General features: G+C 37.1%; 15 protein-coding genes. 8 read left to right on the top strand and 7 right to left on the bottom strand.

Going from position 1 to position 26,105, the window contains the following annotated elements; translation table 11 throughout:
- Positions 1-221: 221 nt before the first annotated feature.
- Together F0365_RS04615 and F0365_RS04610 are read right to left on the bottom strand one after the other, a co-directional pair.
- Entirely contained in the window at positions 222-908 is a 687-nt protein-coding gene (locus F0365_RS04615; protein ID WP_169932619.1) for a response regulator transcription factor, read from the bottom strand.
- On the bottom strand, positions 901-2,409 hold the full coding sequence (locus tag F0365_RS04610; protein WP_169932618.1) for a sensor histidine kinase: 1,509 nt from the start codon (positions 2,407-2,409) through the stop codon (positions 901-903). Before F0365_RS04610 ends, F0365_RS04615 begins: the two co-directional genes overlap by 8 nt.
- Before the next feature lie 118 nt (positions 2,410-2,527).
- Between F0365_RS04610 and F0365_RS04605 the strand changes: the two genes are divergently transcribed.
- The 5 genes from F0365_RS04605 (at position 2,528) to F0365_RS04585 (ending at position 11,547) form a co-directional block, all read left to right on the top strand.
- Positions 2,528-3,394, top strand: a complete 867-nt coding sequence (locus F0365_RS04605) for a GLPGLI family protein (RefSeq protein ID WP_169932617.1) — start codon at positions 2,528-2,530, stop codon at positions 3,392-3,394.
- A gap of 99 nt (positions 3,395-3,493) precedes the next feature.
- A complete protein-coding gene (locus tag F0365_RS04600; protein ID WP_169932616.1) occupies positions 3,494-4,357 on the top strand; it encodes a GLPGLI family protein in 864 nt (287 codons plus the stop codon).
- A 77-nt stretch (positions 4,358-4,434) separates the two neighbouring features.
- Positions 4,435-7,140 (top strand): carboxypeptidase-like regulatory domain-containing protein, encoded by a 2,706-nt coding sequence (locus tag F0365_RS04595; RefSeq protein WP_169932615.1) that lies wholly within the window; start codon positions 4,435-4,437, stop codon positions 7,138-7,140.
- Positions 7,141-7,366: 226 nt separating this feature from the next.
- Complete coding sequence (locus F0365_RS04590) at positions 7,367-10,279, top strand: PEP/pyruvate-binding domain-containing protein (RefSeq protein WP_169932614.1); 2,913 nt, start codon at positions 7,367-7,369, stop codon at positions 10,277-10,279.
- On the top strand, positions 10,276-11,547 hold the full coding sequence (locus F0365_RS04585) for a serine hydrolase (RefSeq protein ID WP_240961893.1): 1,272 nt from the start codon (positions 10,276-10,278) through the stop codon (positions 11,545-11,547). The genes F0365_RS04590 and F0365_RS04585 overlap by 4 nt, the downstream gene beginning before the upstream one ends.
- Positions 11,548-11,601: 54 nt before the next feature.
- Here F0365_RS04585 and F0365_RS04580 read toward each other — a convergent pair whose 3' ends face one another.
- The gene (locus F0365_RS04580) at positions 11,602-14,421 is read right to left on the bottom strand and encodes an Npt1/Npt2 family nucleotide transporter (protein WP_169932613.1); all 2,820 of its coding nucleotides are present in this window, start codon (positions 14,419-14,421) and stop codon (positions 11,602-11,604) included.
- Entirely contained in the window at positions 14,393-15,343 is a 951-nt protein-coding gene (locus F0365_RS04575) for a serine hydrolase (protein ID WP_169932612.1), read from the bottom strand. The genes F0365_RS04580 and F0365_RS04575 overlap by 29 nt, the downstream gene beginning before the upstream one ends.
- Before the next feature lie 172 nt (positions 15,344-15,515).
- Here F0365_RS04575 and hemW point away from each other — a divergent pair, with 172 nt between their 5' ends.
- Positions 15,516-16,649 carry a radical SAM family heme chaperone HemW gene (gene hemW, locus F0365_RS04570; protein WP_169932611.1) on the top strand — a complete coding sequence of 378 codons (1,134 nt, stop codon included), beginning with the start codon at positions 15,516-15,518 and terminating at the stop codon, positions 16,647-16,649.
- Between the two features lie 120 nt (positions 16,650-16,769).
- A complete protein-coding gene (locus tag F0365_RS04565; protein ID WP_240961892.1) occupies positions 16,770-17,582 on the top strand; it encodes a DUF6624 domain-containing protein in 813 nt (270 codons plus the stop codon).
- Between the two features lie 241 nt (positions 17,583-17,823).
- Here the strand turns inward: F0365_RS04565 and F0365_RS04560 are convergent, their stop codons facing one another.
- From F0365_RS04560 to F0365_RS04550, 3 genes are read right to left on the bottom strand one after another with little or no spacing between them, the layout of a single operon-like run.
- Positions 17,824-19,290, bottom strand: a complete 1,467-nt coding sequence (locus tag F0365_RS04560; RefSeq protein ID WP_169932610.1) for an MBOAT family O-acyltransferase — start codon at positions 19,288-19,290, stop codon at positions 17,824-17,826.
- Positions 19,287-20,663 carry a LysM peptidoglycan-binding domain-containing protein gene (locus tag F0365_RS04555; RefSeq protein WP_169932609.1) on the bottom strand — a complete coding sequence of 459 codons (1,377 nt, stop codon included), beginning with the start codon at positions 20,661-20,663 and terminating at the stop codon, positions 19,287-19,289. Before F0365_RS04555 ends, F0365_RS04560 begins: the two co-directional genes overlap by 4 nt.
- Entirely contained in the window at positions 20,660-22,147 is a 1,488-nt protein-coding gene (locus F0365_RS04550; RefSeq protein WP_169932608.1) for a hypothetical protein, read from the bottom strand. Before F0365_RS04550 ends, F0365_RS04555 begins: the two co-directional genes overlap by 4 nt.
- A gap of 923 nt (positions 22,148-23,070) precedes the next feature.
- Between F0365_RS04550 and F0365_RS04545 the strand changes: the two genes are divergently transcribed.
- On the top strand, positions 23,071-26,097 hold the full coding sequence (locus F0365_RS04545) for a SusC/RagA family TonB-linked outer membrane protein (RefSeq protein ID WP_169932607.1): 3,027 nt from the start codon (positions 23,071-23,073) through the stop codon (positions 26,095-26,097).
- Positions 26,098-26,105 lie beyond the last annotated feature (8 nt).

Genomic DNA, 26,105 nt, shown 5'->3' with positions numbered 1-26,105 from the left:
TAGCAAATTACAACTATGTGATGGATATTTCTAGCAATTCATTTAAATGCATAGAACCGAGAATCAAGCAGTAGGTGTTAAAGGAAGTTTTTACTCGGATTACCATGGGTCATGAAAAAACAGCAATCATTTACTCCTTAGGGGATAGCTTATCTAAAAATACAGGCCGTCCTTGTGATAGCGTATAGATTTTGTATCAAGAACTGAAAACTGCATATGGTTTAAGGCGTTATTAATTTATAGCCGTAACCGCGTACATTAACTATTTCTAGTTGATCATCTAGTGCGAGTTTCTTCCGCAATTTTGTGATAAATACATCCATACTGCGGCCAGAGAAAAAGTCGTCATTACCCCATAATTTTTTAAGAATAAAGGTGCGGTCCAGCACTTTGTTTTTCTTTAAAACTAAATGGTAGAGTAAATGTGCCTCTCTATGAGTGAGTTTTGTCACCTCTTCTTTATATATAAGATGCTGCTTGGGGAAATTAAAGGAATAATCGCCCAACTCATAAATAGCAGCTGTTTTTTGAACTGTTTGCCTGCTGAGTAAACTCTCGATGCGCACAATGAGCTCTTCCATGGAAAAAGGCTTTTTAAGGTAGTCGTTACCACCTACGTGAAAACCTTCTAACACGTCTTCTGTTTGTGATTTTGCGGTTAGAAAAATGATGGGAATTTCCTCGTTTTCTACGCGTATTTTTTTAGCCAATTCAAAACCATCTAATTTTGGCATCATCACATCTAGGATAAGAATATCGGGTTGTTTTTCATGAAAAGCGTCGAGTGCAAGAGCGCCATTTACTTCATGTCGTACTTTAAAACCTCTGGTCTCTAGACTTTCTTTTACGATCATACCTAACGCAGGTTCATCTTCGGCAAGTATGATGTTTATGGTATCTTTATTCATAAGGCAAAGTGATTTTAAAAGAGGTTTGTGGTTGGACAGTTGCAGTAACGGTACCCTTGTGTTTTTCAATGATGGATTTTGTATAGAATAAACCTATACCAAATCCTTTTACATCATGACGGTTCCCTTTTCCTACTCGGTAGAATTTGTCAAAAATAAGCCGTACATCTTTAGAACTCAAGTTTCCCCCATCATCAGTAACTGTTATACTTAAGGAGCCTGATTGATCATGTAGCTTGACTTCGATCTGATCACCGCCGTATTTTATAGCGTTATCAATAAGATTGTTAATGGCATTTTCTAGATGAAAAGCATCGGCATTGATCAGCACTCCTTTGCTTTCTTCTGTAAAAGAGATTTTTTTAGAAGTTTGATTTTGGTGTTTCTGAATAATTATTTCAATCAATTCATTGATCTCTACACCGCTTTTTTGCAGCATTAATTCGTCACTGTCTAAAGTAGCTGCTTCAAGAATGCGTTCTACCATACCATTGAGTTTTACGAGTTGGTCGCGGCCCATACTTAAATAACGGTCTGTTTTATCGAGATCCCCACTAGCTGTGAAGTTTTGAACCCCTTCCAGAGCAGCACTAGCTGTTGCTATAGGTGTCTTGAACTCATGCGTAATGTTAGAAATAAGATCGTTTTTCATCTCTCCCAAGGCCTTTTGTTTTCTTATAATTTCTAATAAATAAAATAAGGAAAGTATCACAGTAGCAATTAATAAGGCACTGAGAATAATACCAGTTAAGTTGATTCTGTAAATAGTAGGAGAAAGATTAGAATAGGTAAGTAACAGCGCATCACCTTTTTGAATCAACTCAGAATTTGCTCTAAGAACATTGTTGTTTACTTCATCAACGAGAATATTATTCCGGTCAGCTGCTACAATGTCAAGTTCATATTTTAAATCAAGACCTTGTTTTTTAAGATTAGCAGAGACAAGACTATCCATGCGATTTAAATCCATTTTCTTCTCTCGGATACTTCTTACTACTTTAGCGGTAAGTGTTAACAAGGTTCGTTGTAAGTTCATTTGATCAGCAAAAAAACTTTCTACTTCAATAAAGTTGCCATCAGGTTTTTGAATTTCATAATTTGGGAAACTCCACAAATTTTTCATAGGCTCTAAAGCATTCAACGTTTCCATAGTAGCTCCTTGTGCAATTAATATTTCACTCATTTCACTAGGAACAATATTATCTAAATTAAATCCACGCTGGCCAGCGGCACGCCTCATACTATCAGTAGTTCTGAAAATTTTATCAAATTCTTGTGCGCGATTTGTTGTTTTTTTAATAATAATACCAACATTATTATCCTTGACTAGTAAGTCAAAGTAAATATCCACACTTTGATCCAGATTCATTTGTAAATCAGAAACCAGTTCTCTTTTGGACTCTTGGAAATTGTTGTAATTCCAATACAGCTGTATGGCTAAAGTAGCGGCGATGACCATACTTATCAGGACTAGAATAAAGTGATATTTTCTATCATTCATAATTCAAAGGTGCGCTATTCCCTCTTCAGTAGGAAGTCGGTTAACAAATATTAACGCAGCTTAATTTGTATAACTATAAAAATAGTTCATATTTGAGCGTTCTTAAAAACTATTTGACATGAAAAACTTTAATCTTAGTATGCTTCTTTTTGTTGTTCTCGCTTTTGCGAAAACGTATACCCTACAAGCGCAACAAGACTTCACTGGAATCGCTCATTATCAAAGTAAAATGACACTAGAAAAGCCAAAAGACAGTTCGAGCATGTCCAAAATGGATCCAGCTATGCGGGAAATGTTAAATGAAGCGATGAAAAAAGCTGGGGAGGCAGAATTCACTTTAAAGTTTTCTCGCACAGAGTCGCTTTATGAAAAAGTCCAAGAATTAGCAGCCCCTAAAAAACCTGCAAATGGCATGAGTATAGAAGTTTCATTCTCTGGAAACGGAGATACTTATGGAACCACATATAAAGATCTTAACGCACAAACCTTTTTAAGAGAAGATCAAATTCAAGGAAAGGAATTTCTTGTTACAGATAAAATTGAACCCTTAGCATGGAAAGTGACAGGTGAAACGAAAATGATAGGAAAGTACAATGTTATGAAAGCAACTTATACCTATCCTAAAAAAGAAAAAACCGAAAAGGAGAAGAAAGAAGAGGAAGAAAAAGAAACGGGTTTACTCGATATGGTTAAGGATAAAGATAAAGTAGTTACGGCCTGGTTTACGATGGATATTCCAATAAGTAATGGACCTGGAATCTATCAAGGTTTACCTGGTTTGATTCTGGAATTAAATGAAGGGAAAATCACTATTCTCTGTAATAAGATTGAGATGAATCCAGAGGAATTTGAAATTGAGAAGCCTAAAAAGGGTAAGGAAATTTCTTCAAAGGATTTTGATGACTTGCAAGAGAAAAAAAGTAAGGAGATGCAAGAGCGTTTTAAAAATAGCAGTAGTGGTGGCATTTTTTATCAAGGCAATTAGCCGTTTTGTTAAAATTATCACAACTTGAAACTATTCCAGTTTTACTCAGTCTTATCCAAGGGCTTGCTAATTGGAGTCTTCTTTAAAATCAAATCAAAGATGAAAAAATTAATTTTATTAACGCTTGCTATAGTTTTTACCGGCATTTTAAATGCTCAAGAATTTTATGGTGAGGCGACTTATATGTCTAAGACTAAAACAGATATGAGCTGGATGCCAGAAGGCCGTGAGATGTCTCCACAACAAAAAAAGCAGATTGAGGAGCGTATGAAGAAAATGGGTGAGAAGACTTATGTGTTGAAGTTCAACCGCAATGAATCTACTTACAAAGAAGAAAAACAACTTTCTGCACCTGGGCAAGGTGGTGGTTGGGGAAACTTTATGGGAACTTCTATGGGTGGAGAGAAATATAAAAACCTTAAAGAAGGCCAGTGGATCGAGCAACGCGATATGATGGGGAAAATGTTTTTAATAAAAGACAGCATTCCAAAATTAGAATGGAAAATCACAGGGGAAACTAGAATGATAGGTCAGTATCAAGCGATTAAGGCGGTAGCAAATAAAAAGAACAATGAACTGGACTGGTCTTCATTTAGAAGACGTAGAGGTGAAAGTGCAGAAGAGAAGAAAAAGGACAGCCTAGCACTTGCAAATGGTAATATAGAAGAGGTTTATGAACAAGATCCACAAGTAGAGATTATCGCTTGGTTCACACCTCAAATTCCCGTGCAACACGGCCCTGCAGAGTATTCAGGTCTTCCAGGATTAATTCTTGAAGTAAGTGCTGGAAATACCACATTGCTTTGTAGTAAGATCGTGGTCAACCCTGAAGATAAGGAGGAAATCAAACCTGCTACTAAAGGAAAAGAAACTACCGAAGAAGAATACAATACCCTATTCAAAGAGAAAATGAGAGAAATGTCAGAGCGATGGAGCCGCGGAAGAGGCGGTCGTGGAGAGTAATAGATTCTATTAAATAATAATGATATGCGAGAGTATGCTAACCACTGTTCTCGCATTTTTTAATCAAAAAAACTAAAATGAAAAAAATCGTACTTTTAACACTACTGGCTTGTTTTGCATTTTCCCTAGCTGGCGCCCAATCTGTTAAAATATCAGGTATTGTCGTAGATAGTACAGGGACACCTCTTCAAATGGCTAATGTGATTGCTTATCAAAAGGATAAGAATCTGGGGGCTTTTGGTATTACTAATGATGCTGGAAAATACCAATTACTCAATCTTAAAAAAGACAGTACTTACGTTCTTAAAGTATCTTTTCTAGGACTTAAAACCATAGTAGACACGGTGAAAAATATTCAAAATGACTTAATGAAAAATTATGTCATGTTAGAAGATGAAAACATGCTAGATGCAGTCAATATTGTCTACGATATGCCCGTATCTATTAAAGGTGATACTATTGTTTATAATGCAGATAGTTTTACAAACGGTACAGAAAGAAAGTTGGGAGATGTTCTGAGTAAACTTCCAGGAGTTGAGGTAAATGAAGATGGAGACATTCAGGTAGAAGGAAAAACAGTGGAAAGAGTCATGGTGGACGGAAAAGAATTCTTTGAAGGAGACTCCAGACTGGCCACAAAAAATATTCCTGCAGATGCTGTAGGTAAAATCGAGGTTTTAAAGAACTATAATAATGTAGGTCAGTTAAAAGGTCTTGGTAATGATGAAGATCGGATTGCGATTAACATTAGGTTAAAAGAAGGAAAGAAGAACTTCTGGTTTGGAGAAGTGACAGGTGCGATAGGTCAAGGAGATGATGCGGTAAGGTATCAGGCAAAACCTAAAGCCTTCTTTTATAGTCCAGATGTATCGATCAATATCCTGACCGATTTTAATAACCTAGGAATACAATCTTTTACATTTGCAGATTACCGCCGTTTTGTAGGTTTTAACAGAGGTAATACTCGTAGTAGCGGTTCTTCTATAGATATAGGAACAGGAGCTGGTGGGTTATTAAATTTACAAGCAAATCGCGCTAAGGAATTAGAAAGCAAATTTGGAGCATTTAATGGAGCTTGGACGGTTAGTAAGAAGTTAAGTCTTGACGGTTTTGCGATTTTCTCCAGTGTTGATACTGATCAAGAAACAATAGCTAGTAGAACATTTATAGAAACTGGTGTTTTAGAAAATACGGTAGACCGTTCCTTCCAGCGCAACCAGATAGGGATTTTTAAATTAGGTGCAGATTTCAAACCTAATGCAAATTTTTCTTTAGAATACAACGGACAGGTGAATTTAAGTGATGTGAGTCAAGTGAATGACTTTACGTCTTCACGAAGTGGATTTGTGGAAGACATCGATCAAAATGAATCTCAAAAACCAATTACCATAGACCAGTCGGTTAACGCGTATTATACACAAAGCGAGAAAAATATCTTTGCCTTTGAAGGCAGGTATGTAGATGCAGAAGAAGACCCTTTTTACAACGCCATTAGGGATAGAAGAGGTGTCACAGATCCAGAACCTTTTGATGGTGATTTAGGACTAACTACGGCAGACCCATATAACATCAACCAGCAAAAACTAGTCGAAAGCACAAAACTAGATGCCAAAGCGGACTACTGGCGCGTACTTAATAAAAAAAGCAACATCAACTTTACAGTAGGAACCTCTATAGTAAATCAAGATTACAACACTAACATCTTCCAGATTCTTAATGATGGCTCTCGCAACGACCTTACAGATCCAGCTCTAGGAAATGATGTAAATTATAAGTTTAGAGATCTTTATGGCGCGGTACATTATAAGTTTATTACAGGTAAGTTTACGATAACTCCAGGGGTTACCGCTCATTCTTATAAAGTGGAAGACCAGCAATTAGGAGCTACCAATGAGTTGAATTTTGAAGAAATTCTTCCAGATTTAAATGTGCGTTTTGCATTGAGATCTAGTGAAAACATTAATTTTGATTACCGTAGAACCGTTAGTTTTACAGATGTAGAAAACTATGCATTAGGAACTGTTTTTAACAATTACAACTCCTTGTTTGATGGTAATAACCAGCTGTCTGGCTCTACAAATGACCAGTACAGTTTGAACTATTTCAACTTCAATATGTTCAATTATACCAACATCAATGCAGGTCTTGTTTATACGAGACAGACAGATGCTATTCAAAGTAATATAAATATCGAAGACATCAACCAGCAAAGCAACTTGATCAACTCACCATTTGCAAACGAATCGGCCACAGGTTTTGGACGTTTTTCTAGAGAATTTGGTAAAATTAGAGCTAGTGTAAATGCAAATCTGAGTTGGAGTACTTTTAACAACATAATTAACGGTAATGCCAGAGAATCACAAAACATCAATCATGGTTATGGTGTAAGTGCAAGAAGTAATTATAAAGACGGAGTCAACTTTGATGTAGGTTATAATGTGGATTTTAATAATTCAGATAACGGTGGACTAATTAACGATGCAACCACACAAACTATTACTTTAAATTCCGACTGGCAAATCAATAAAGCCTGGTTCTTAGATATAAATTATGATTTGAATCTATTTAGAGCCTCAGGAGATGTCAGCAATAATTACGATTTCTTAGAAACGGCACTGTTTTATAATAAACCAGATTCTAAATGGGAATATAAAGTGGCCGCGACGAACCTTTTAAACACAGAAGCCTTGAACAGAAACAGCTTTGGCCAGATTGCAACCACCACTAGTTTTTATACCGTGCAACCTAGATATGTATATTTGCAAGTGAGGTATGATCTGTAAGGTATAAATTCCATTATCAAAAAAGCAGCTCTTGATTCAAGAGCTGCTTTTTTGTTGGAGCAAGCTGGGTCATAAAGCTTCTCTGTATGCTGGTAGACAAGGCATAAAAATAAAATACCCATACCCGTATTACAACTGGCGATAAGCTATAAACCCTATACGTAGTTCAGTTAATCCACTCTTAATAATAGAGTTAATTAATTTAAATTAATATACTTTTGATAGTATGTATAGAATATTGTTGTTTCTTGTTTTACTAACTAGCGCTACTAACGTAGCACAAGAATTTACTGATGCTCGGGTTAAAGAAATGATCCAGCAGTATCGAGAATTGGATCGTGGTCCCTACAAAAGTATCAACTGGTTTTGTCCAGACGGTACGGTTAGAGATTCAAAAGACCCATGCCCTGAGTCCATAGGAGAAGGAATGCAGCATGCCAGTTATAAATTTGAGGTAAAAGAACTTGCAAAACAACGCCATATCTTTTTTGGCGAAATTCTAGCCTCTAATGATGTATGGGATTTTTGGGACGGTACTAATAATCACAGTCGTTTAAAACAATATCAATTAGGTAAGTATTTAGAATCTGTCGATAACGGTTGGATTCAAGAGCGTTCTAGATTTTATCGTGGCGCAAGGCAAATTGAAGACGAAGAAGAGTGGGGTCGCAAATTCTATTACACCATCCTAGCAGATAATGATCTTATCGAAAGAGACTTCTTCTTGATTAGAGAAAGCCTGCGTGACCTGCCTCACGATGGAGATACCAATCTTGCACAAGATATACGCAGTTTGAGTAAAGTACTCGCAGAGCGTCATACTAAGTTTATGGATCTACGTATCAAGATACATGGAAATCCACAGGCGCAGGATGTGGAGTCGGTGAAGGAGTGGCTCGATAAAAATGAAGCAAAAATATCAGACACTTCTAAGAAGGATTTTAATAAACTCATGAGTGATATGCAGGAGTTTTTCCAACCAGTTTCTGTGAGTGATTTGCATAAAATGGTTGCAGACTGGAATAAAAACGATTATATAAGAACACAAGCAGAATGGTTTTCTAAGTTTTATGCAAATGAAAATGATCCTGCTATTATCGTTCCTGCAGCAGCAAATTTGATGTGTGATATAAGAACTAATATTAAAGATGACAAAAGAGGCACACGCCGCACCAATGCCTTAGAGTTGAGTTTAAGATTGGAAGAGTTGATTTTTCAACAAGCTGGAAGTTGGGAGCCCGTGGACCTTCAAGAACACCTCGATAAGATTTATTCTTTGAGTGAGGCATTAGCAAGCGCAGGATATGTAGAAATGTGGGAATGGAATGCGATCGAGCAAGAGTTATTTATTCCTAAAGGGAAAATTATAAAAGCCCATGAACTTTTAGATTTTATAAATACAGGTCGCAGTCAAGTAGAATGGGGTACAGGAATGGTACATTCCATCTACGGTGATGTGGTAGAAGAATACAGCAAATTTGAGCCTAAAGCTTACGGTTTTTATGACGACCGTATAAGAAGCTCCCTATTGTTACCATTAGGCGACGCTATAGGGAATTTAGGTGGTTTAGTTTCTAGACAAATAGGGCTTACCAGCGAGATTGCAGGAGTAGATAACGTCAGCTCTATCAGAGGTTTGAATCCTGGTTATACTAAAGGAAAGCTGGTCGTTGTGGCTGGAAATGCTGAAGGCATGCAGGTAGATCCTAACAAAATTTATATTTTTGATCACCCACCTAGTGATTTGAAACCCGTGTCCGGAATCGCAACAGTTTCTGAAGGGAATTTGGTTTCTCATGTGCAATTGTTAGCTCGCAATTTGGCAATTCCCAATGCGGCTATTTCTAGTGATAATTTGAATGACCTTAAAGACCTTGACGGTCAGGAGATTTTCTATGCAGTAAGTAATCAAGGTACCGTAGTTCTAAAGCCTGCATCAAATATGTCTGCTATAGAGAACGCGTTATTTAATAAGGCAAACAAGAAGGAAAAGAAAACCATTAGAATTCCCGAAGGAAAGTTAAAATTGGAGGGGAAGTTACCATTGGATATGGCCGCTGTAGGAAGTGCTGACAGTGGAATTCTTTGTGGTCCTAAAGCTGCAAATCTCGGTCAGTTGAAGCAACTATTTCCTGATAAGGTGGTGAATGGTATAGTGATTCCATTTGGGGTTTTTAAAGATCATATGAATCAACAAATGCCAGAAACTAGTTGCAGTTACTGGGATTTTTTGATGTCCGCTTTCGCGAAAGCGAAACAGCTAAAGGAAGAAGGAAAATCAGAACAAGAAATAGTAGATTACCAGCTGGAAGAATTAAAAACCTTAAGAGCAGCTATTGCGATAATGCCCTTTAAGAAGAGTTTTATCAGTGCGTTAGAAGACGATTTTAAAAGCATATTAGGCGATCAATTAGGTAATGTTCCTGTCTTTTTACGCAGTGATACCAATATGGAAGACTTGGAAGAGTTTACAGGGGCAGGACTTAACCTTACTGTTTTTAATGCGTTAGAAAGAGAAAAGGTCATCAATGGAATACGGGAGGTATGGGCAAGCCCATATACAGAACGCAGTTTTAAATGGAGACAGGTATACCTAGAAAATCCAGAAAATGTATACCCGTCTATTTTGATCATTCCTACTGTAGATGTGGATTACAGCGGTGTTTTGATTACTAAAGACTTTATCAAAAACGACCCTAACTCTATTACCGTAGCCATGAGTCGTGGTGCTGGTGGAGCCGTAGATGGTCAAAATGCAGAAACCTATCTCGTCGATCGAGAAGGCAATGGCTTATTGATGTCTCCAGCTCGTGAGAACAAACAACGCAAGCTTCCTAAAACTGGTGGGTCTGTAATGGAACAGGTAGATTTTAACAAGCCTATTCTATCTCAGGATGATCTAAAAACCATAAGAGAATTTGCCAAAACTGTTCATGAGGTAATGCCAGGTTCTAAGGACGGAAGTTATACAGGTGCTTGGGACATTGAATTAGGATTTAAAGACGGGAAACTATACTTATTTCAGATACGTCCTTTTGTAGAAAACAATCAGGCTGTAAATTCGGAATACCTGAATTCTATAGATGCAAATGTAAACGTCAACACTGAATTACTACTTCATAAACCCATTGCAAAGTGAAACATATAACTACTATAATAACGGTGCTGTTTACGGCCCTGTTCCTTATGGCATTTTATCCTATTGATGGGTATAATAAAACAGGAATCAAAAGATTAAAGAGGCTTGAAAAAACCTTGGATAGTACTATTACAGAGTATTATCTCAGAAAAGGCTCTTTCAAGAAGTATGACGAAATCAACCTATGGATGTGTGAAAAAACCATTCCTGTTGATAGCATAATGACCGTAGATAAAGAATTCCAACAAGAGATGTTGCGCCTTTTCCCTAGTCGTTCTGGTTATGGGATTACTGTTTTAGATATGACTGATATTGATCATATGCGATATGCAGCAATGAATGAAAACAGCGGTTTCCAGCCTGGAAGCGTAGGGAAAATTGTTGTAGCAACGGCCTTCTTTACAGAGTTGAGAAACCTATGTCCAGGAGACTTTAATGTGCGTACAGAGTTGATGAAAAATAAGGTGGTTAAATCTGGAAGATGGGGACTTTACGATCATCATACCATTCCTATTTATAATATAGAAAAAGACAGCTTTATTAAACGCACCGTAATTGCGAGCGATGAATTTACCCTATATGAATGGGTAGATCATATGTTAAGTGTAAGTAATAACGGAGCCGCAAGTATTGTTTGGAGAGAAGCTTTATTGATGCGCATCTTTGGAGATAAATATTTTACCCTAACACAAGATGAAGCAGACGCTTATTTGGAAAAGGCCAATAGAAGTGAGCTTACCAATATAGCTATAGATTTAGTCAACCAGCCATTAAGAGATTTAGGTATTACTCAAGACGAGTGGCGATTGGGTAGTTTTTTCACTAACGGTCCTGATAAGTACGTGGGTAGTAAAGGAGGCTCTATAGCAACGCCAAAAGGCTTGATGAAATACTTTATCAACTTAGAACAAGGCCTTGTTATAGATCAAGAATCAAGCTTAGAAATTAAGAGATTGCTCTACATGACAGATCGCAGGATACGTTATGGTGCGAGTCCGCAATTGAATGATGCTGCCCTTTATTTTAAATCAGGTAGTTTGTACAGTAATAATAAAGCTTTAGGGACTCCTTATGGAGAATACAAGGGGAACGTTTATAATTACATGAACAGCGTTTGTATTGTAGAACATCCTAATGGCACCAACTACATTGTTTGTTTAGAGAGTAATGTATTAAGCACTAACAGCGCTGGCGCGCACATGTACCTCGCCAGTGCTATAGATAAACAGATTAGAAAGAAATACGAGCTCACTGAAAAGAAGAAGTAATTTTAATACAATTTACACTTCAGAAGTGCCGCTGTTTAAATTGGGGTGGAATCACTAGGCACTTTTCTGTTGGTTATTTTTAAATTTTAAAGCCTCTAGTGCTGCTTCATTTATTTTATGAGAAGTCATATCAGAGGCTTCTATAAGCAGTTGATAGGAGTAATCTTCTTCAATCAATTTAAGCAATGCAATTGTTTTCAATTGGGTAGTTTGATCCTCTATATAAAGTAATGTCTTAAGACAGTCCTCTTGATTAAATAGCGCGATGTGTTTGTGATAATCACTCATTTCTTGCTGAGGTGAGCTAAAACCAGTCTCGAGAAGAGGCAGTAGTTGTGTTTTTAGATTCCTTCCTAATAGACCATCGAGGTATTCCATAGCTTGTAGTTGAGACTCCTTAGTCTCACTTAGAAGCCCTTTATAGGCTACAAAAACATCATCTGGATTGTAATATAGCGCCAGTAGGTGAAAGACTCTTTTTAGATTGAGTTCTAGGCATGCCTTTAGTTGCTGTATTAAGTGAGATCGTTCTGTTTTTTCAGCTAATGAGATGACTTTTTCTGGCTGCAATTTAGATCGCTCTATAATGCGCATGGAAAAATAACAACCCAATAAAGCTCGATATAACTTACATTCGTTGTAAACCATGATATGCAGCGTGCGTTGATTAATAGTATAATCTACTCCTTCTCTGCGCCAGCTGTAGAGCAGGCCAGCTGCTTTTGTTCTTATTTTAAAATTACCTCTTTGACTCATTTTAAACAGTGTGCGGTAGGCTTTTTCTGAATGTATTTTACTGACGATGACAGGTATCTGAGATCTTTGTTGATGGCTTAAGTTCTTATCGAGATACCTTTTGTACAAAGTCGGGATAATGGCATTTCCAAAACTAGAGATGGCTTTAATACAGTTTTCGCGATAAGCGATATGCTCTAATTCTTCATAAAGCACAGGTAAAAACTTTTCTCTAGCAGTCTCTCCAGCAGCAAGAAGCGCTGCGTTTTTAAGAATGGGGTTGGGATGTGTGAGGTAGCGTTCTATAATGCTGTGAAAGCGAGTCCTTTTTATATAACCCAATGTCTCAATCACCCGAGCAATTTCTGATATACTTAAATCGCTTTCCCGATTTTCAAGCTCATCTATAAACAACTGTATCCTAAGATGGAGGTTGTATTTAGAAGCTAAAGTAGGGTTGTCTTCAGATTCTCTTGCTAGGCACAATAATGCTGCTGTAGAAATAAACTCTTCATCATAATTCAAATACTGTTCAAAGAACTGATGTGAAACTTTATCTTGAGACAATAAATACCTCATGGTACTTACGATAAGATCATCATCTTTTAAATAGATAAAATCTTGTACTTTAATTTGAGGTTCTTTGGTAATGTAATTGAGGTTATCTATTACTGCGGCCTTCACCTTATTACTGGGGTGATCCAGTAAGTTAAGAACATCTTTTTTGATGGATTTATGGGCCACTTCTGGAAGTCTTTTAAGCATTTCAAGAATATCTTTTTCAGAGCCAGATTCAAAGATAATTTTCATGTTTTGACGTATGCGAGCTGACGATTTTTTAGAGCTCCCCAGGTTTTCACGTATCATAATACTCTCCTTAAAGGTTCCTAGATACGCATCTCTTACTTTAAAAGCGACGAATATCCATAAGAGCACAACGGCAATAGTAATTCCCGTGATATAAGTGTCAGATAGTTCTAGACCTTTGATCACAAAAATGAGCAGAAAACCAGCGATCCCAGTCGCAAGGCTATCCACTACCACATCAATAAAGGTTTTAGTTTTGTTCTTAATATGAGGTGGAATAGGTAAGGAAAGTAATTCTACAGCACTTTTATGAAGCGATTGTTTCAAACTTCCATCTAGACCTTTGATAATAATCACGATCCATAATTCTGGAAAAAATAACAAGCCTACACAAAGTAAAACGATTCCAGCGGGCAATGCGATAAGGCTAACACTGATATCTGTGTTTTCAAGTATCTTATTAGTCAGGAACAACTGTATCAATAAAGAAACAATATTAAACGTACTGAACCAAAACCCAAAAAAAGAAGCCAGTTCTTTTGGGTCTGTTATTTGAGCAGCTGCAATGTAACTGAACTGGTAATCCACCAACTTAGCAACCAGTACACCTAGACCTATTACGGCAGCGAGATAGGTGAGGTGTTTGGACTGATAGATGAGTTTTATAGAAGACTCTGAAGAAACAGTGGCTCTTTCTTTCCTTTTAAATTTACTTAAAGTCTGTACACGCGTTTTCCAGATGCGTTGAAAAACTATAGTACTCAGTGCAATAAGCAATCCAGCGATCATCATTAAAACTCCATTTCCTAGAAATCCGACAAGAACGGAAGTGAGGTACCCACCTATGATTCCACCAGCAATTCCACCAGCTCCTATAAAGCCAAAAAGCCTTTTTGCCTCTCTAACATTGAAAACCACATTTGCCATCACCCAAAATTGAGAAGTGGCTAATAAAGCAAACATTGCTACCATGGTGTAGAACAAATAGGCAAAGAATGGAGTAACCCAATTAAAGGCCACAATAAACCCCATGATTATAAAACCTAAAGAAAACAAGCCTAGGGTTGATCTTATAATATAGCGCAGTGGAAATCTCTCTAAAGACTTATTGTAGAGAAATGAGACCACCACAGCAGTAACTGCAATTATTATAAATGCAACAGATAAATTTTCAGCTCCTAATTGATATAAAAAAAGCGCATTTACTGTAGGTTTAACTATCAGTAATGCGCATATAATTAAAAATATATACAGCTGCATCATAAGGGAAATGGACTCTTCTCCATCCCTTATGTCAAAAAAATTATGAATCTGTTGTAATAGTGATTTCATTTTCTTCTAAATCAGGAGCTAAGGTAGCGCTTTGATCTAGTGCAATCTCTGCGGGCTTTACTAAATCTCTTATAATTTGCTCGCCTGCTGAATCTTCTACCATTGCTACGAGAATGTATTTTTTACCTCTTGCTTCATCCACTACCATTATAGAATCACAATGCCAGTTTTTCCAAGAGCCACTTTTACGGTAAAGTGTCGCCTCAGGGGCAATAACATCTAAGGTGTTGACAAATTTATGATGTAAACCAGGGTTTTTTAAGTACTTCAACATTTGTGCACTGCGCTTTTTATTGATGAGTTGTCCAGTGGCCAGTTGGTAGTAGAATTTTGCCACGGCATCAGTAGTAGCTGCATGGCTTAGTCCTCTAATAGGCTCTGGATTGCGCTTTCCTTGCGCGGCATATCTTTTTCCTACCCATAAGCCGCCACTTCCTTCTTTATCGTAAAAAGGGTTTTCTGGATTACACATCAAATCTTCAATACGTTGAAAGCCCACACGATCAATCATTCTAGTGGATGCAGCGTTATTTGATTTATTAATCATTAACCACATGTCATTTTGAACCTTTTTAGTAAGTCTAAGGTCTCCTTCTTCGATAGCATCAATCGCTGCATAAAGCACAGCAATTTTTGGCATACTGGCAGCATACATCATGTTATCACCGTTGATATTGGCGTATTTAATATTGTTTTCATCAGTCATGTCTACCAAGCTGACGGACATCCTTTTTTGCTGGATAAGATTTTTCCACTGAGCGTTTGCGTTGATTTGATCTTGAAGTGCGAGTTGTAAACCAGCATCTTGATAATTCACGACCTCAGGCTGAGGATTTGTAGTGTTTATTAACGGAGTTTTCTCGGTCGCAAAAGACACGCCTAGCGTCACAAAAGCAAGAAAAACTACTAGTTTAGTATACATAAATTTTATTAGGTTTTAAATTAATACGATGTCTACACGAACGGTGCCGAATATAGATTTATTGTATCATTTAACATCTTAAAAACCAACATTTAACACTTTCACCCTAAAAAAGAACATTTTATCGGAAGGGCCTTATTTTGCTAGTGTTTTAAGACTTACTTTTGCTGTAATGAGCGGTATTTATATACATATTCCATTTTGCAAACAGGCTTGTCATTATTGCGACTTCCATTTTAGCACTAATTTGAAGCACAAGACCAATATAATTGACGCTATTTGTGATGAGTTAAGCTTTCGCGAAAGCGAGTTTAAAAACACCACCGTGCAAACGATTTATTTTGGTGGTGGAACTCCTAGCGTGCTGGAAGTTAAAGAGATAGAAAAGATCATTCAAACTGTTTTTGATCACTATACCGTCGCAGCACATCCAGAAATTACCTTGGAGGCAAATCCTGATGATTTGACCGAAGAAAAACTCATTTCTTTTTCAAAAACACGCGTTAACCGTCTCTCTTTAGGAGTCCAAAGTTTTTTTGAAGAAGATCTCCAACTGATGAATCGTGCTCACAATGCTACAGAAGCTCACAAATGCATCGAGCAAGCAGTGACTTATTTCCCTAATATTTCTATAGATCTTATTTATGGAATTCCAGGTATGAGCAAGGAAAGATGGCGCGAGAATTTAAACAAAGCCATAGCTTTAAAAGTGCCGCATATTTCTAGTTATGCACTTACCGTAGAAGAAAATACAGTGCTTAAATCCTTTATAGAAAAAGGAATTGTAGCTCAAGTAGAAGATGAGGTGGCACAACAACATTTTGAGATACTGCTGGACGTCATGGAATTGAATCATTTTAAAAATTATGAATTCTCAAATTTTGGTAAGGAAGGTTTCTTCTCCCAAAACAACACTGCTTACTGGACCGGTAAAAGCTATATTGGGATAGGGCCAAGTGCACATAGCTTTGACGGTAAAAGACGTGGCTGGAATATCAATAATAATGTAAAGTACATGAAGTCCATTCAGGCAGGAGAGTTGCCTATGGAAACAGAAGAGTTGACTGTAGTAGACCAGTATAATGAATACATTATGACTGGTTTGCGAACTATTTACGGTGTTTCCCTCTTAAAAGTAAAAACAGATTACGGACTAAACTTTAAAGAATATCTTTTAAAACAAGCCGCAGGTTATTTAAAAGACCATTTGCTCTACCTAGATGGCGATACTTTGCTGGTTACCAGAAAAGGCAAGTTTCTCAGCGATGGGATTGCAAGCGAATTGTTTATGTTGAATTTGAGTTAGGTAGTTGTGAGCTATGCGCCTCGATATGTCTGTAGTCCTTTTTGTATTAGGATTTTCAATTTAATGCATACTTAGATACGTGCCAACCAACTAACTTTGTAAGAAATTAATTCACCTATCATGAGTAAATACATCATCCTACTCGCATCCATTTTCTTATTCCTATCCTGCAAGCAAAAAGAAAACCTCACACGCATCAACTATGAAGAGATGACAGATCTAGTGATGGCAAATGATTTTATTATGCCAGACGCTGTGCAGTATTACGACTTGCAAGGAAACCTTTTAAGTAAGGAGGAAAAAGAAGCGCTATCAAATGACTTGCCTTATGCTAATTGGTTCATCAATGATCAAAATGTGCTCATAAAAGTAGAGTTTCAAGATCCAGAAATTGCCCGTTTGGCACTTGCAAAGGAACCAGTTTTTAAAGACATTAATAAAGTCGATTGTAATAATTTGAATAGAATTCTGGAAAGAATATACGCTAGAGATCAAGATAATAGAGGAAATAACTTGATGGATGAAGAGTTGGATCTAAGCAATCTAGCCTCTGTAGAACAAATTGTGGAAAAATGTGGTATGCCCAGTAGAGCTGCAGCTGGAGAAAAAGGTATGAGTGCTATATGGTTAGTGATTCAACATGCGAGCGCAGAAAAAAGATCACAATACTTTCCGCAATTATTAGAAGCTTCAAAAAAAGGAGATTTAGAACGTCAGGATATTGCTTTGATGCAAGATAGAATGTTGATGGATGCGGGTAATCCGCAATTGTACGGTTCTCAAATCATGATGAATGAAGATGGATCTTATGATTTATACGAACTAAAAGATACCGCAACGGTAGATGCTAGAAGAGCTGTTATGGGAATGGGACCACTTTCAGAATATGTGAGCTATTGGGATTTGACCTTTGATGTGGTACAAGAGAAGTAAATTCTAGCTAGCATTTTACAAAACACACACACTCCTAGGGGCAGACTTAAGTACGTAACTATAAATGTTTAATACAGAAATAAAATCCATTTCCTAGATGCTGCACTTTGTATTAAGAGTCTATAAAATGGTATAAGTGCACAGATGAGTCCCTGCTGTGCGGAGCGTTTTAAAGTGAGTGTCAGCGTTTTTTAGTTTTTTAATCGCTAGATACCAACGAAGATTTTATTGGGGCTCAAGCCTAAAACTGAAAATAAATAAAAGGTTGCACCTCACTACTCGCCGTAGCGCTTATTACCCAGATGATAACAGCAAACAAAACCATTTTACCAACTAGCGGAATTTTATGAAATAATTCCAGTTGCTTGTCTTGTACTTTTTGAGGTATAAAATGCCACAGAAAACCTATCAATAAAACGATAGCTACATTTTGATAGCCAGTTAAAACCATCCACCACATTTGCGGACTCCATTCTATGGCACCTATATTAGATATCACGTTCATGGCATTGCTAAAGTCTGATGCTCTGAAGAAAATCCAACAAAAAGCTACAAAGTGAAACGTCAGTATTCCTGCGATAAGTTTTAAAGGAAAACTCCTGCTGGTTAATTTTGGGATGTTGAAGGCCTTTTCTACAGTAAGAACGCTTCCATGCATCGCTCCCCAAAGAATAAATTTCCAAGAGGCACCATGCCATAACCCACCTAGTAACATGGTCATAAAAAGGTTGAAATATGTGCGCATTTTACCCTTGCGATTACCGCCCATAGATATATAGAGGTAATCTCTTAACCAGCTCGAAAGAGAAATATGCCACCTGCGCCAGAATTCGGTAATGCTGGTACTTTTATAGGGTGTTCTAAAGTTGGGAGGTAATTTAAAACCCATCAAAAGTGCAAGACCTATAGCAATGTCGGAATAACCCGAGAAATCACAATAAATTTGTAGGGTATAGCCATAAACAGCCAGCAAGTTTTCAAAAGCGGAGTAATTATCTGGGAATTCAAAAACACGATCCACAAAGTTGACGCTGATGTAATCAGAGATGACTGCTTTTTTGAGTAGCCCACCCATAATAAGGAAAAGGGCATAGCTCAATTCTTTTTTAGAAAGTTGTAGCTTTTCATAAATCTGAGGTATAAAATCTTTTGCTCTTACAATAGGTCCCGCAACTAATTGTGGGAAAAAGGAAACAAAAAACATAAAATCCCATACGTTTCTAGCCGGTTCTAATTCTCTTCTATAAATGTCTATCGTATAGGACATGGTTTGAAAAGTGTAAAATGAGATACCTATAGGTAGAAAGATATTCCCAAAACTCAAATCGCCTGAAAACAGTGCGTTAAAGTTATCGGCAAGGAAGCCGGTGTATTTAAAGTAAGCGAGCAGGCCTAAGTTGATGATACAGGAAAGGATAAGCAGCCATTTTCTCTGGTCTTTATGATTGCTTTTGTAAATAAGCTCAGAGATGTAATAATCTACAAACGAAGAAAATATCAGCAATATAAAGTAGATCCCGCTACATTTATAATAGAAAAACAGGGAAAAGGCTATAACATACAAGATGCGCATTCTACGTGCATCAGTCATAAAAATATACAACAGATAAAAACCTAAAAACAGGTATAAAAACGCCTCACTATTGAATAGTAAGGGTCTTTGTGGATCATAACTTAACCAGTTCCATATGTCATTCCATTCCATCATTTTTTATAATCGGAATAGGAGTTAAAGAGGGACTCCACAAGCATTGAGGCTTGTAGCTGGTAGCCTTTTTCTAAGAAATGAATTTTATCACTCGAGGTTAAGTTGGCATCGTACCAATAAGGCATCGCGCTACTAGTTTTAGAAACCGAATGTAAGTCGTAGAATGCCCAAGAATTCAAGTTTGCAAAGACGCCCATTTCATAGGCATATGCTGTTGCGGTAGAATTGATTTGTTTGCGATTCTTCATTGATGGTGGAGGGCTGGTTAACAAAACACTTCCCGTCATGCCGCGTTGGATCATTTCGCGGTTGAATACGTCCATAGCAGATTTCAGTTTCTCTTCTGTATAGGTATCGTAAAAACTCTCGTTAGTTCCTAAAGAGATGATGATCAAGTCAGGATTTAATGCCGCTAGCTGATCAAAAAACCTAGGGAACTTATTAAAATCACTAAATTTTGAGCCATTGATGCCTATGCCGTGAAAGCTGATACCGCTCTTTTTAGTGCTTAACAATAGCCCATCAAGAACGTATTTTAATTTCTTTTGAGCAGGTCTTAAATAGAGCTGGTTCACTCCTGCAGGAATTTGGTAGACGATCCCATCCATAGAGGTAAGATCGCTAAAACTCGCAACAGACGCTATTTGATTTTGTGAGGTTCCCGTTGGTATTTGAAGGGTCTGTCCAGCGCGTAAATTCACGTTTTTCATTCCGTTTACTTGTTGTATTTTTTGAACAGAAGTATGGAATTGAGCTGCGATTTTACCTAGATAATCCCCAGAGGCTACTTTATAGGTTTTGTTTGTGTTGACTTGTTGGAGAAGGTCGCTCTTATCAGCAAGGCTCAGTTTAAAACGTTCGGGATGTGGTGAAACGATTTTGATTTCAGTTAAGCCCTCTAAGGATTCACTCAGATTGATTTGCATAAGAAAATCATTGTTTTTGGTCTCCAGGTTAATACCGCTCAGTCCTATATCATCACTACCATTACTTTTCACATTGCGCACTGCCTTCCAGTTGCCGTTTGCTTTAAATTTCACATCTACCGCGCCATTAGTACCAGCAACTCTATAAGGGAATACAAAACCTCGACCTGCATTACCGAATTTGCTTTGTAAGCCTTGTCTTATATATTGTGGAAAGTAAGGTCCTTGAACATGAGAGTCCCCTATTTGAACCACGGTTATTTGATTTCTATTCCCGTTTTCTAGCTCTTGGAGTTTTTGAAAAAAATCATTCAGCACTAAGGGATTCTTTAACTCCTGAAAACTGCGATCTATTAATAAGGGATTGATTTGTAAATCATCAATTTGTTGCCCTTGCGATGTTAACGTCAATAGACCGATCCATAAAAAAATATAAGCTTTGATCATGGTCTCCGTAGGTTTGTAATGCTGTCGTTTACAGTTTTTATCGCTAAGCTATCTGCCTTTTGTAGCAGGGCATTTTGTTGTGTTCTCGCTTTCGCGAAAGCGGAATAACCATCCATTAATTCTCCATAAATCATACGGCTGACTTTACGTGATCCTTGAGGGCTAAAATGAGTAAAATCTTTATTTGCCAGCTTTTTATCACTCCAAACAGGCATCGTATTCACGCCTCCCATCAAATGGAAAAGACTTATAAAACCGGTCTCCGTTTTTAAAGCATACTGTTGCTGGGAACGCAATAATTTCACGACACTGCTATCTGTTTTTACGATACCCTCATACTTTGTTCCTTTATCTGCAGTTCCTAAAATCAAAATATCAGCTTCTGGAAAAGCCTGTTTTAAATGATTCACTACTGTAGTCATGCGGCTGTAATACCAATTGTAATTCTTAGATTTTCTAGTGAGGACATTAGCGCCAAACTGAAGGATGATCAAGTCATAACTTAAGGTTTTATCAAACTTCTGCATTTGAGAAATATCCAATAAACTCAATGGCAATCCAGAATTACCACGATTAGAAAAACCGTCTACAGCTATTCCTGTAGGGTTTGAAAAATCGACACCATATATAGGAGTGTTCTGCGCATTGGAAAAATCCAATTCGATTTTGCGGAGGTTACTAGTGGATATAGATACTGAATTAAAGCTACTTGAACCGTTTAAAGGAATGAAAGTAGCACTACTGTCTTTTTCTTCGGTAACTTTAAGGATGGCATTTTCATTACCAGCTCCATAAAAAAGACGCGGCCTGTTGAGTCGGTAAGCATTTTTAATACCACTGGCGAGGTAGGTTACTTGTGCGGTGGAGTCTACTGGGAAGAAAACGGCACCATTTATTCCATAGGGAATGCTGTCTGCTCTTCCCTTCATAAAGTTTTCTTGCCTCCAGTTACCTTTTCCATGATGCTTTACAGAGTAACGGGATCGAGCACTTTCTGATTGTATAGGAACATAACCTACACCACGACCACCAAAGCGACTTTGCAAAGCACTTCTAAAATCTTGCACAATCAAATCGCCATCTATCATAGAGTCACCGTAATAAGCTATACGTACTTTAGCATTTTTAGATTGCTCTAGCTCGTAGAGCTTTTCAAAAAAACGAGTTAAGTGATTTATACCCGAATAACTCTTTAAAGGAATAGTTGTAGGAGTAGTAACGACGCCCGAAGAGTCTGCAGGATGCTCTAGGTTGAAATCGAAATCGGTTGTACTTATAAGACTAAGATAGGAGGTGTTTTTCACTGGCTTTACAATAGGCTGCTCTGAAATAGGATTTGTGGAGTTTACCGTCTTTAATATAGGTCTCACTATTCGATTAGAATCCTGAATGTTTATTGTAGGTTCCATAGCATTATCCAAGTCGTCCATTGCTTTGATCATAAGACTATCAACGACAATAGTAGTAGAGTTAGAATGTTCCACAAAAATTTTACTCGGTAAATAAGGTTTTGCGAAATAGAACAGAAGTCCACCAAGAGCGATGATGAAAAAAGCGAAGTAAAATTGTTTTTGTTCCTTAAAGTGCATTTAATACCAAATCTTAAATCAAATCTGTAGGAGAAATGAACGCTTTTGATAGGCGTTTTATTGGACGCAATTTAAGTGAATCCCTGAAAACTAAATAGTAAAGCACCTATAGTTTACGTGTTTCCCTTTATTATTACAGCATTATTTATTCAGTTTTGTGATTTGTGCTTTCGTACGATCAACTTCTGTTCTTAAATTTCAGATAGTGAATACTACAACGGTTCCTTAGAATTGTTTCCCCTTTGGTTCCGTTAAAAGAGTTCTTATAGTTGCAAAGAACGGTGTGAAAACATCAATTAGTTAGCAGCAGGTATAAGTTTAAACGATGTATTAGGAATGACTAGCTGGTCTTCTGTAAACTTGCAGCTGCTTAGATATAGGGTTATAGTAAAGAACACAAAATTATTCACTAAATTATTTCGCAGTATAATTGGTCTCCAATCAACTCATGAATGGGGGCAGTATTTGCATTTTAAGATTTACAGTCTTTATCCTTTTTAAAGCAAATGTTATGGAGAACCTCCGTTTAGACCTTTCTATCTATTCACATATAATAAAATAAAAATCTACTTTATGATTAGATCTCGCTATACATTACCACATCATATGATCAATTTCTATCAAATTTATGATATCAACATATGTTTAACCTACATTAAATGAAGAGATTAGAGTAATTATGTTAAAGTAGTACTATTGAAGTAGCGAATTTAATCACAAACTCGCTAATCTTTTTTACATTTGGTGTCTAACTTTAAGAGGACATTAACCTATAACGTTTTAGAACCTCTTTTAAATTATGAAATAAATAAATTTTCATGAATAAATTTACACTTTTACTATTTTACCTTGTCGCAGCTATCAGTTTTGCGCAAGAAGGTATCATCTCAGGAAAGGTTCTTGAACAATCCACAGGAGATGCTTTATTAGGAGCTACGGTTCAAAACCTAAACACCAATAAAGCCACCACTACAGATTTTGATGGCCTTTATACCATAGCTGCTTCGCCGGGTGATGTTCTTAAATTTTCTTATATAGGTACAGTAGCTCAAAAAATTACAGTCGCTAATAGTGGTACTATAAACGTAAGCTTACAGGAAGATATAGCTGCTCTTGAAGAAGTTGTAGTAATTGGATACGGTACTCAAGCAGTTAGAGAAGTCACAGGTGCAGTAAGTATTGTGGACAGTAAGGTTATCGAAAATCTTAAGCCTACTAGAGTTGAGCAAGCACTTCAAGGACAAGTTGCTGGAGTTAATGTTACCTCTTCATCAGGATCTCCTGGTGCAGGCTTAAATATTAGAATACGTGGTATTTCCACTAATGGTGATAACCGACCTTTAATATTAGTAGATGGAAACATTATTGAAGACTTGAGTGTTATCAATCCTGGTGACATTGAAAGCTTGTCTGTATTGAAAGATGCTACAGCTGGAATATATGGGGTTCGAGCTGCAAATGGGGTAATTATTATTACTACTAAGGGAGGTCGCAAAAATCAACCGTTAACTGTTGAATACAACTCTTGGGGTGGTTTTCAAGAAACTTCTAGAAGGCTTCCTACATTGAATTCACAACAATATGCATTGATTAAAAATGAAGCTTTTGCTAATAATGGTGAGGCTTTGCCTTTTACTGATATAACCAACCTTACGAACACCAATTATCAGGATGCTGTTTTTGATGATGCATTGATCTTAAATAATGATATTTCGATACGAGGAGGTACCGAAAAATCTACTTATGCTTTTGGAGTAGCGGTTTTAAGTCAGGATGGTATCGTAGGTAGCGATAAATCCGATTTTGACCGTTTTACTATGCGTGGTAACTTTGATCATAAATGGACTAAAAACCTCGAAATGAAAACAGGTTTCTTATATTCTTATACGAGTAATAAGAACATCAATGATGGTGGGCTAGGGTCTGTTCTTTTTAACGCGTTAAACATGGGTCCTAATATTCCTGTATTCGATCAAAGCGGTGAATTCTCACTAGCTGAAGGATTGGGTAATGAAGTTATTAATCCAGAAGCCCAATTGGCAAACACATTTAATAAAAATAAAGTAGGTAAAATCAGTGGGAACTTTGGATTGACCTATTCCTTTTTAGATCACTTTGAAGCTACAGCTCGTATACAGGCTAACTACTCTGAGGCTTACGGGAATAATTTTAATCCTAGAGCATTTTATGGTTCAGGAAAAGTATTCAACTTGACTGAAAATGTGTTTAGTACGTATGAGAACTTTTTCAGTGATTATACGTATGATGCGTTTGTAAAATATGACAATACATTTGCTGAGAAACACAATGTAGAGGTAATGCTAGGTATGAGTGCCTTTAGAACACGTGGTGACTTTAATGACTTGACTGGTTTTGGTAATGTAAGTAATGAGTATAATGAAGTAAGTATTGATGGAGCTGAGCGTGTTATCGATGGAGATCTTAATGGAGCTCGTCGTTTTGACCAGCGTTTACTTTCTCACTTTATAAGGGTTCAATATGATTATGAGGGTAAGTATTTGCTTTCAGCGGTTGTTAGACGTGATGGAAGTACCACATTTGGCCCTGAAAATAGGTTTGGTATTTTTCCGACGGGAAGTGTAGGTTGGATAGCTTCTGATGAAGATTTTTTAAAAGATAGTAAAACAATCGATTTCCTTAAAGTAAGGGCATCTGCTGGAATTATTGGAAATGACCGTATTCCTGCATTTGGATTCGTATCTCTACTTAACGGTGAAGGACAGTACGTTTTTAATGGACAAATTGCCAACGGAACCGCTATTGGAGCTTTGAGCAATCCAGAAATTAAGTGGGAAGAGCAGTTTACGACTAATGTAGGATTAGACATGAAATTCTTATCCTCTAAATTAAATGTGACCCTTGATTATTACAACCGAGAGACTAATGATTTATTGATTGCACCCGCAGTATCTGGAATATTAGGTTCTGGAGCACCTGGGTCTAGCGCACCATTTATAAATGGAGGTGATATACGCAATCGTGGTCTTGAATTCTCCATAGGTTATTCAGATCAGGTTACAGATGACTTTAGTTATAATGTGAGTTATAACGTGGCGACTCTTGAAAATGAAGTTCTTTCTGTAAACAATGAAAATGGATTTATTGAGGCCGGAGGTTTTGGCGTAGGACAGCCACCTATTACTAGGTTTCAAGAAGGATTTACCATTGGATATTTTTATGGTTATCAAACGGACGGAATATTTCAAAATGCTGCGGAAGTTGCAGCACATCCATCTCAAATCGCTTTAGGTGCTAATGCACAACCTGGTGATTTTAGATATAGAGATTTAAATAATGATGGTGTTATAGATACTGATGACCGTACAGAATTAGGTGATGCTTTGCCAGACTTCACTATGGGGATGAATTTGAGTTTCAATTATAAAAACTGGGATGTACAAACCTATTTATACGCTTCTATAGGTAATGAAATGGTACGTAATTATGAACGTAACCAGCCTTTAACTAACTTAACGACTAATGCATTAGGCCGTTGGACAGGTGAGGGATCAACCAATTCTGTGCCGCGAGTGACCACAGGAGCCACTGCAAATCAAGTGTTTTCAGACTTTTTTGTAGAAGACGCTTCCTTTTTAAGAGCTCAAAATATGCAGATTGGGTACACGTTAAACGATTCGGCCCTTGACAACTTCAAATTGAGTAAGCTAAGAGTTTATGCATCTGTAAATAATGCGTTCACTCTTACCAAGTATAGAGGTTATGATCCTAGTGCAAGTTCAGGAGATCCTTTATCAAGTGGTATAGATAATGGCTTTTATCCAGTGGCGAGGACCTTTTTAGTTGGAATAAACGCAAAATTTTAAAAAATAAT

Source organism: Nonlabens sp. Ci31 (genome assembly GCF_012974865.1).
Classification (GTDB): Bacteria; Bacteroidota; Bacteroidia; order Flavobacteriales; family Flavobacteriaceae; genus Nonlabens.
Note: the sequence above shows the minus strand (reverse complement) of the source record. Positions and strands in the feature narration are given on the sequence as shown.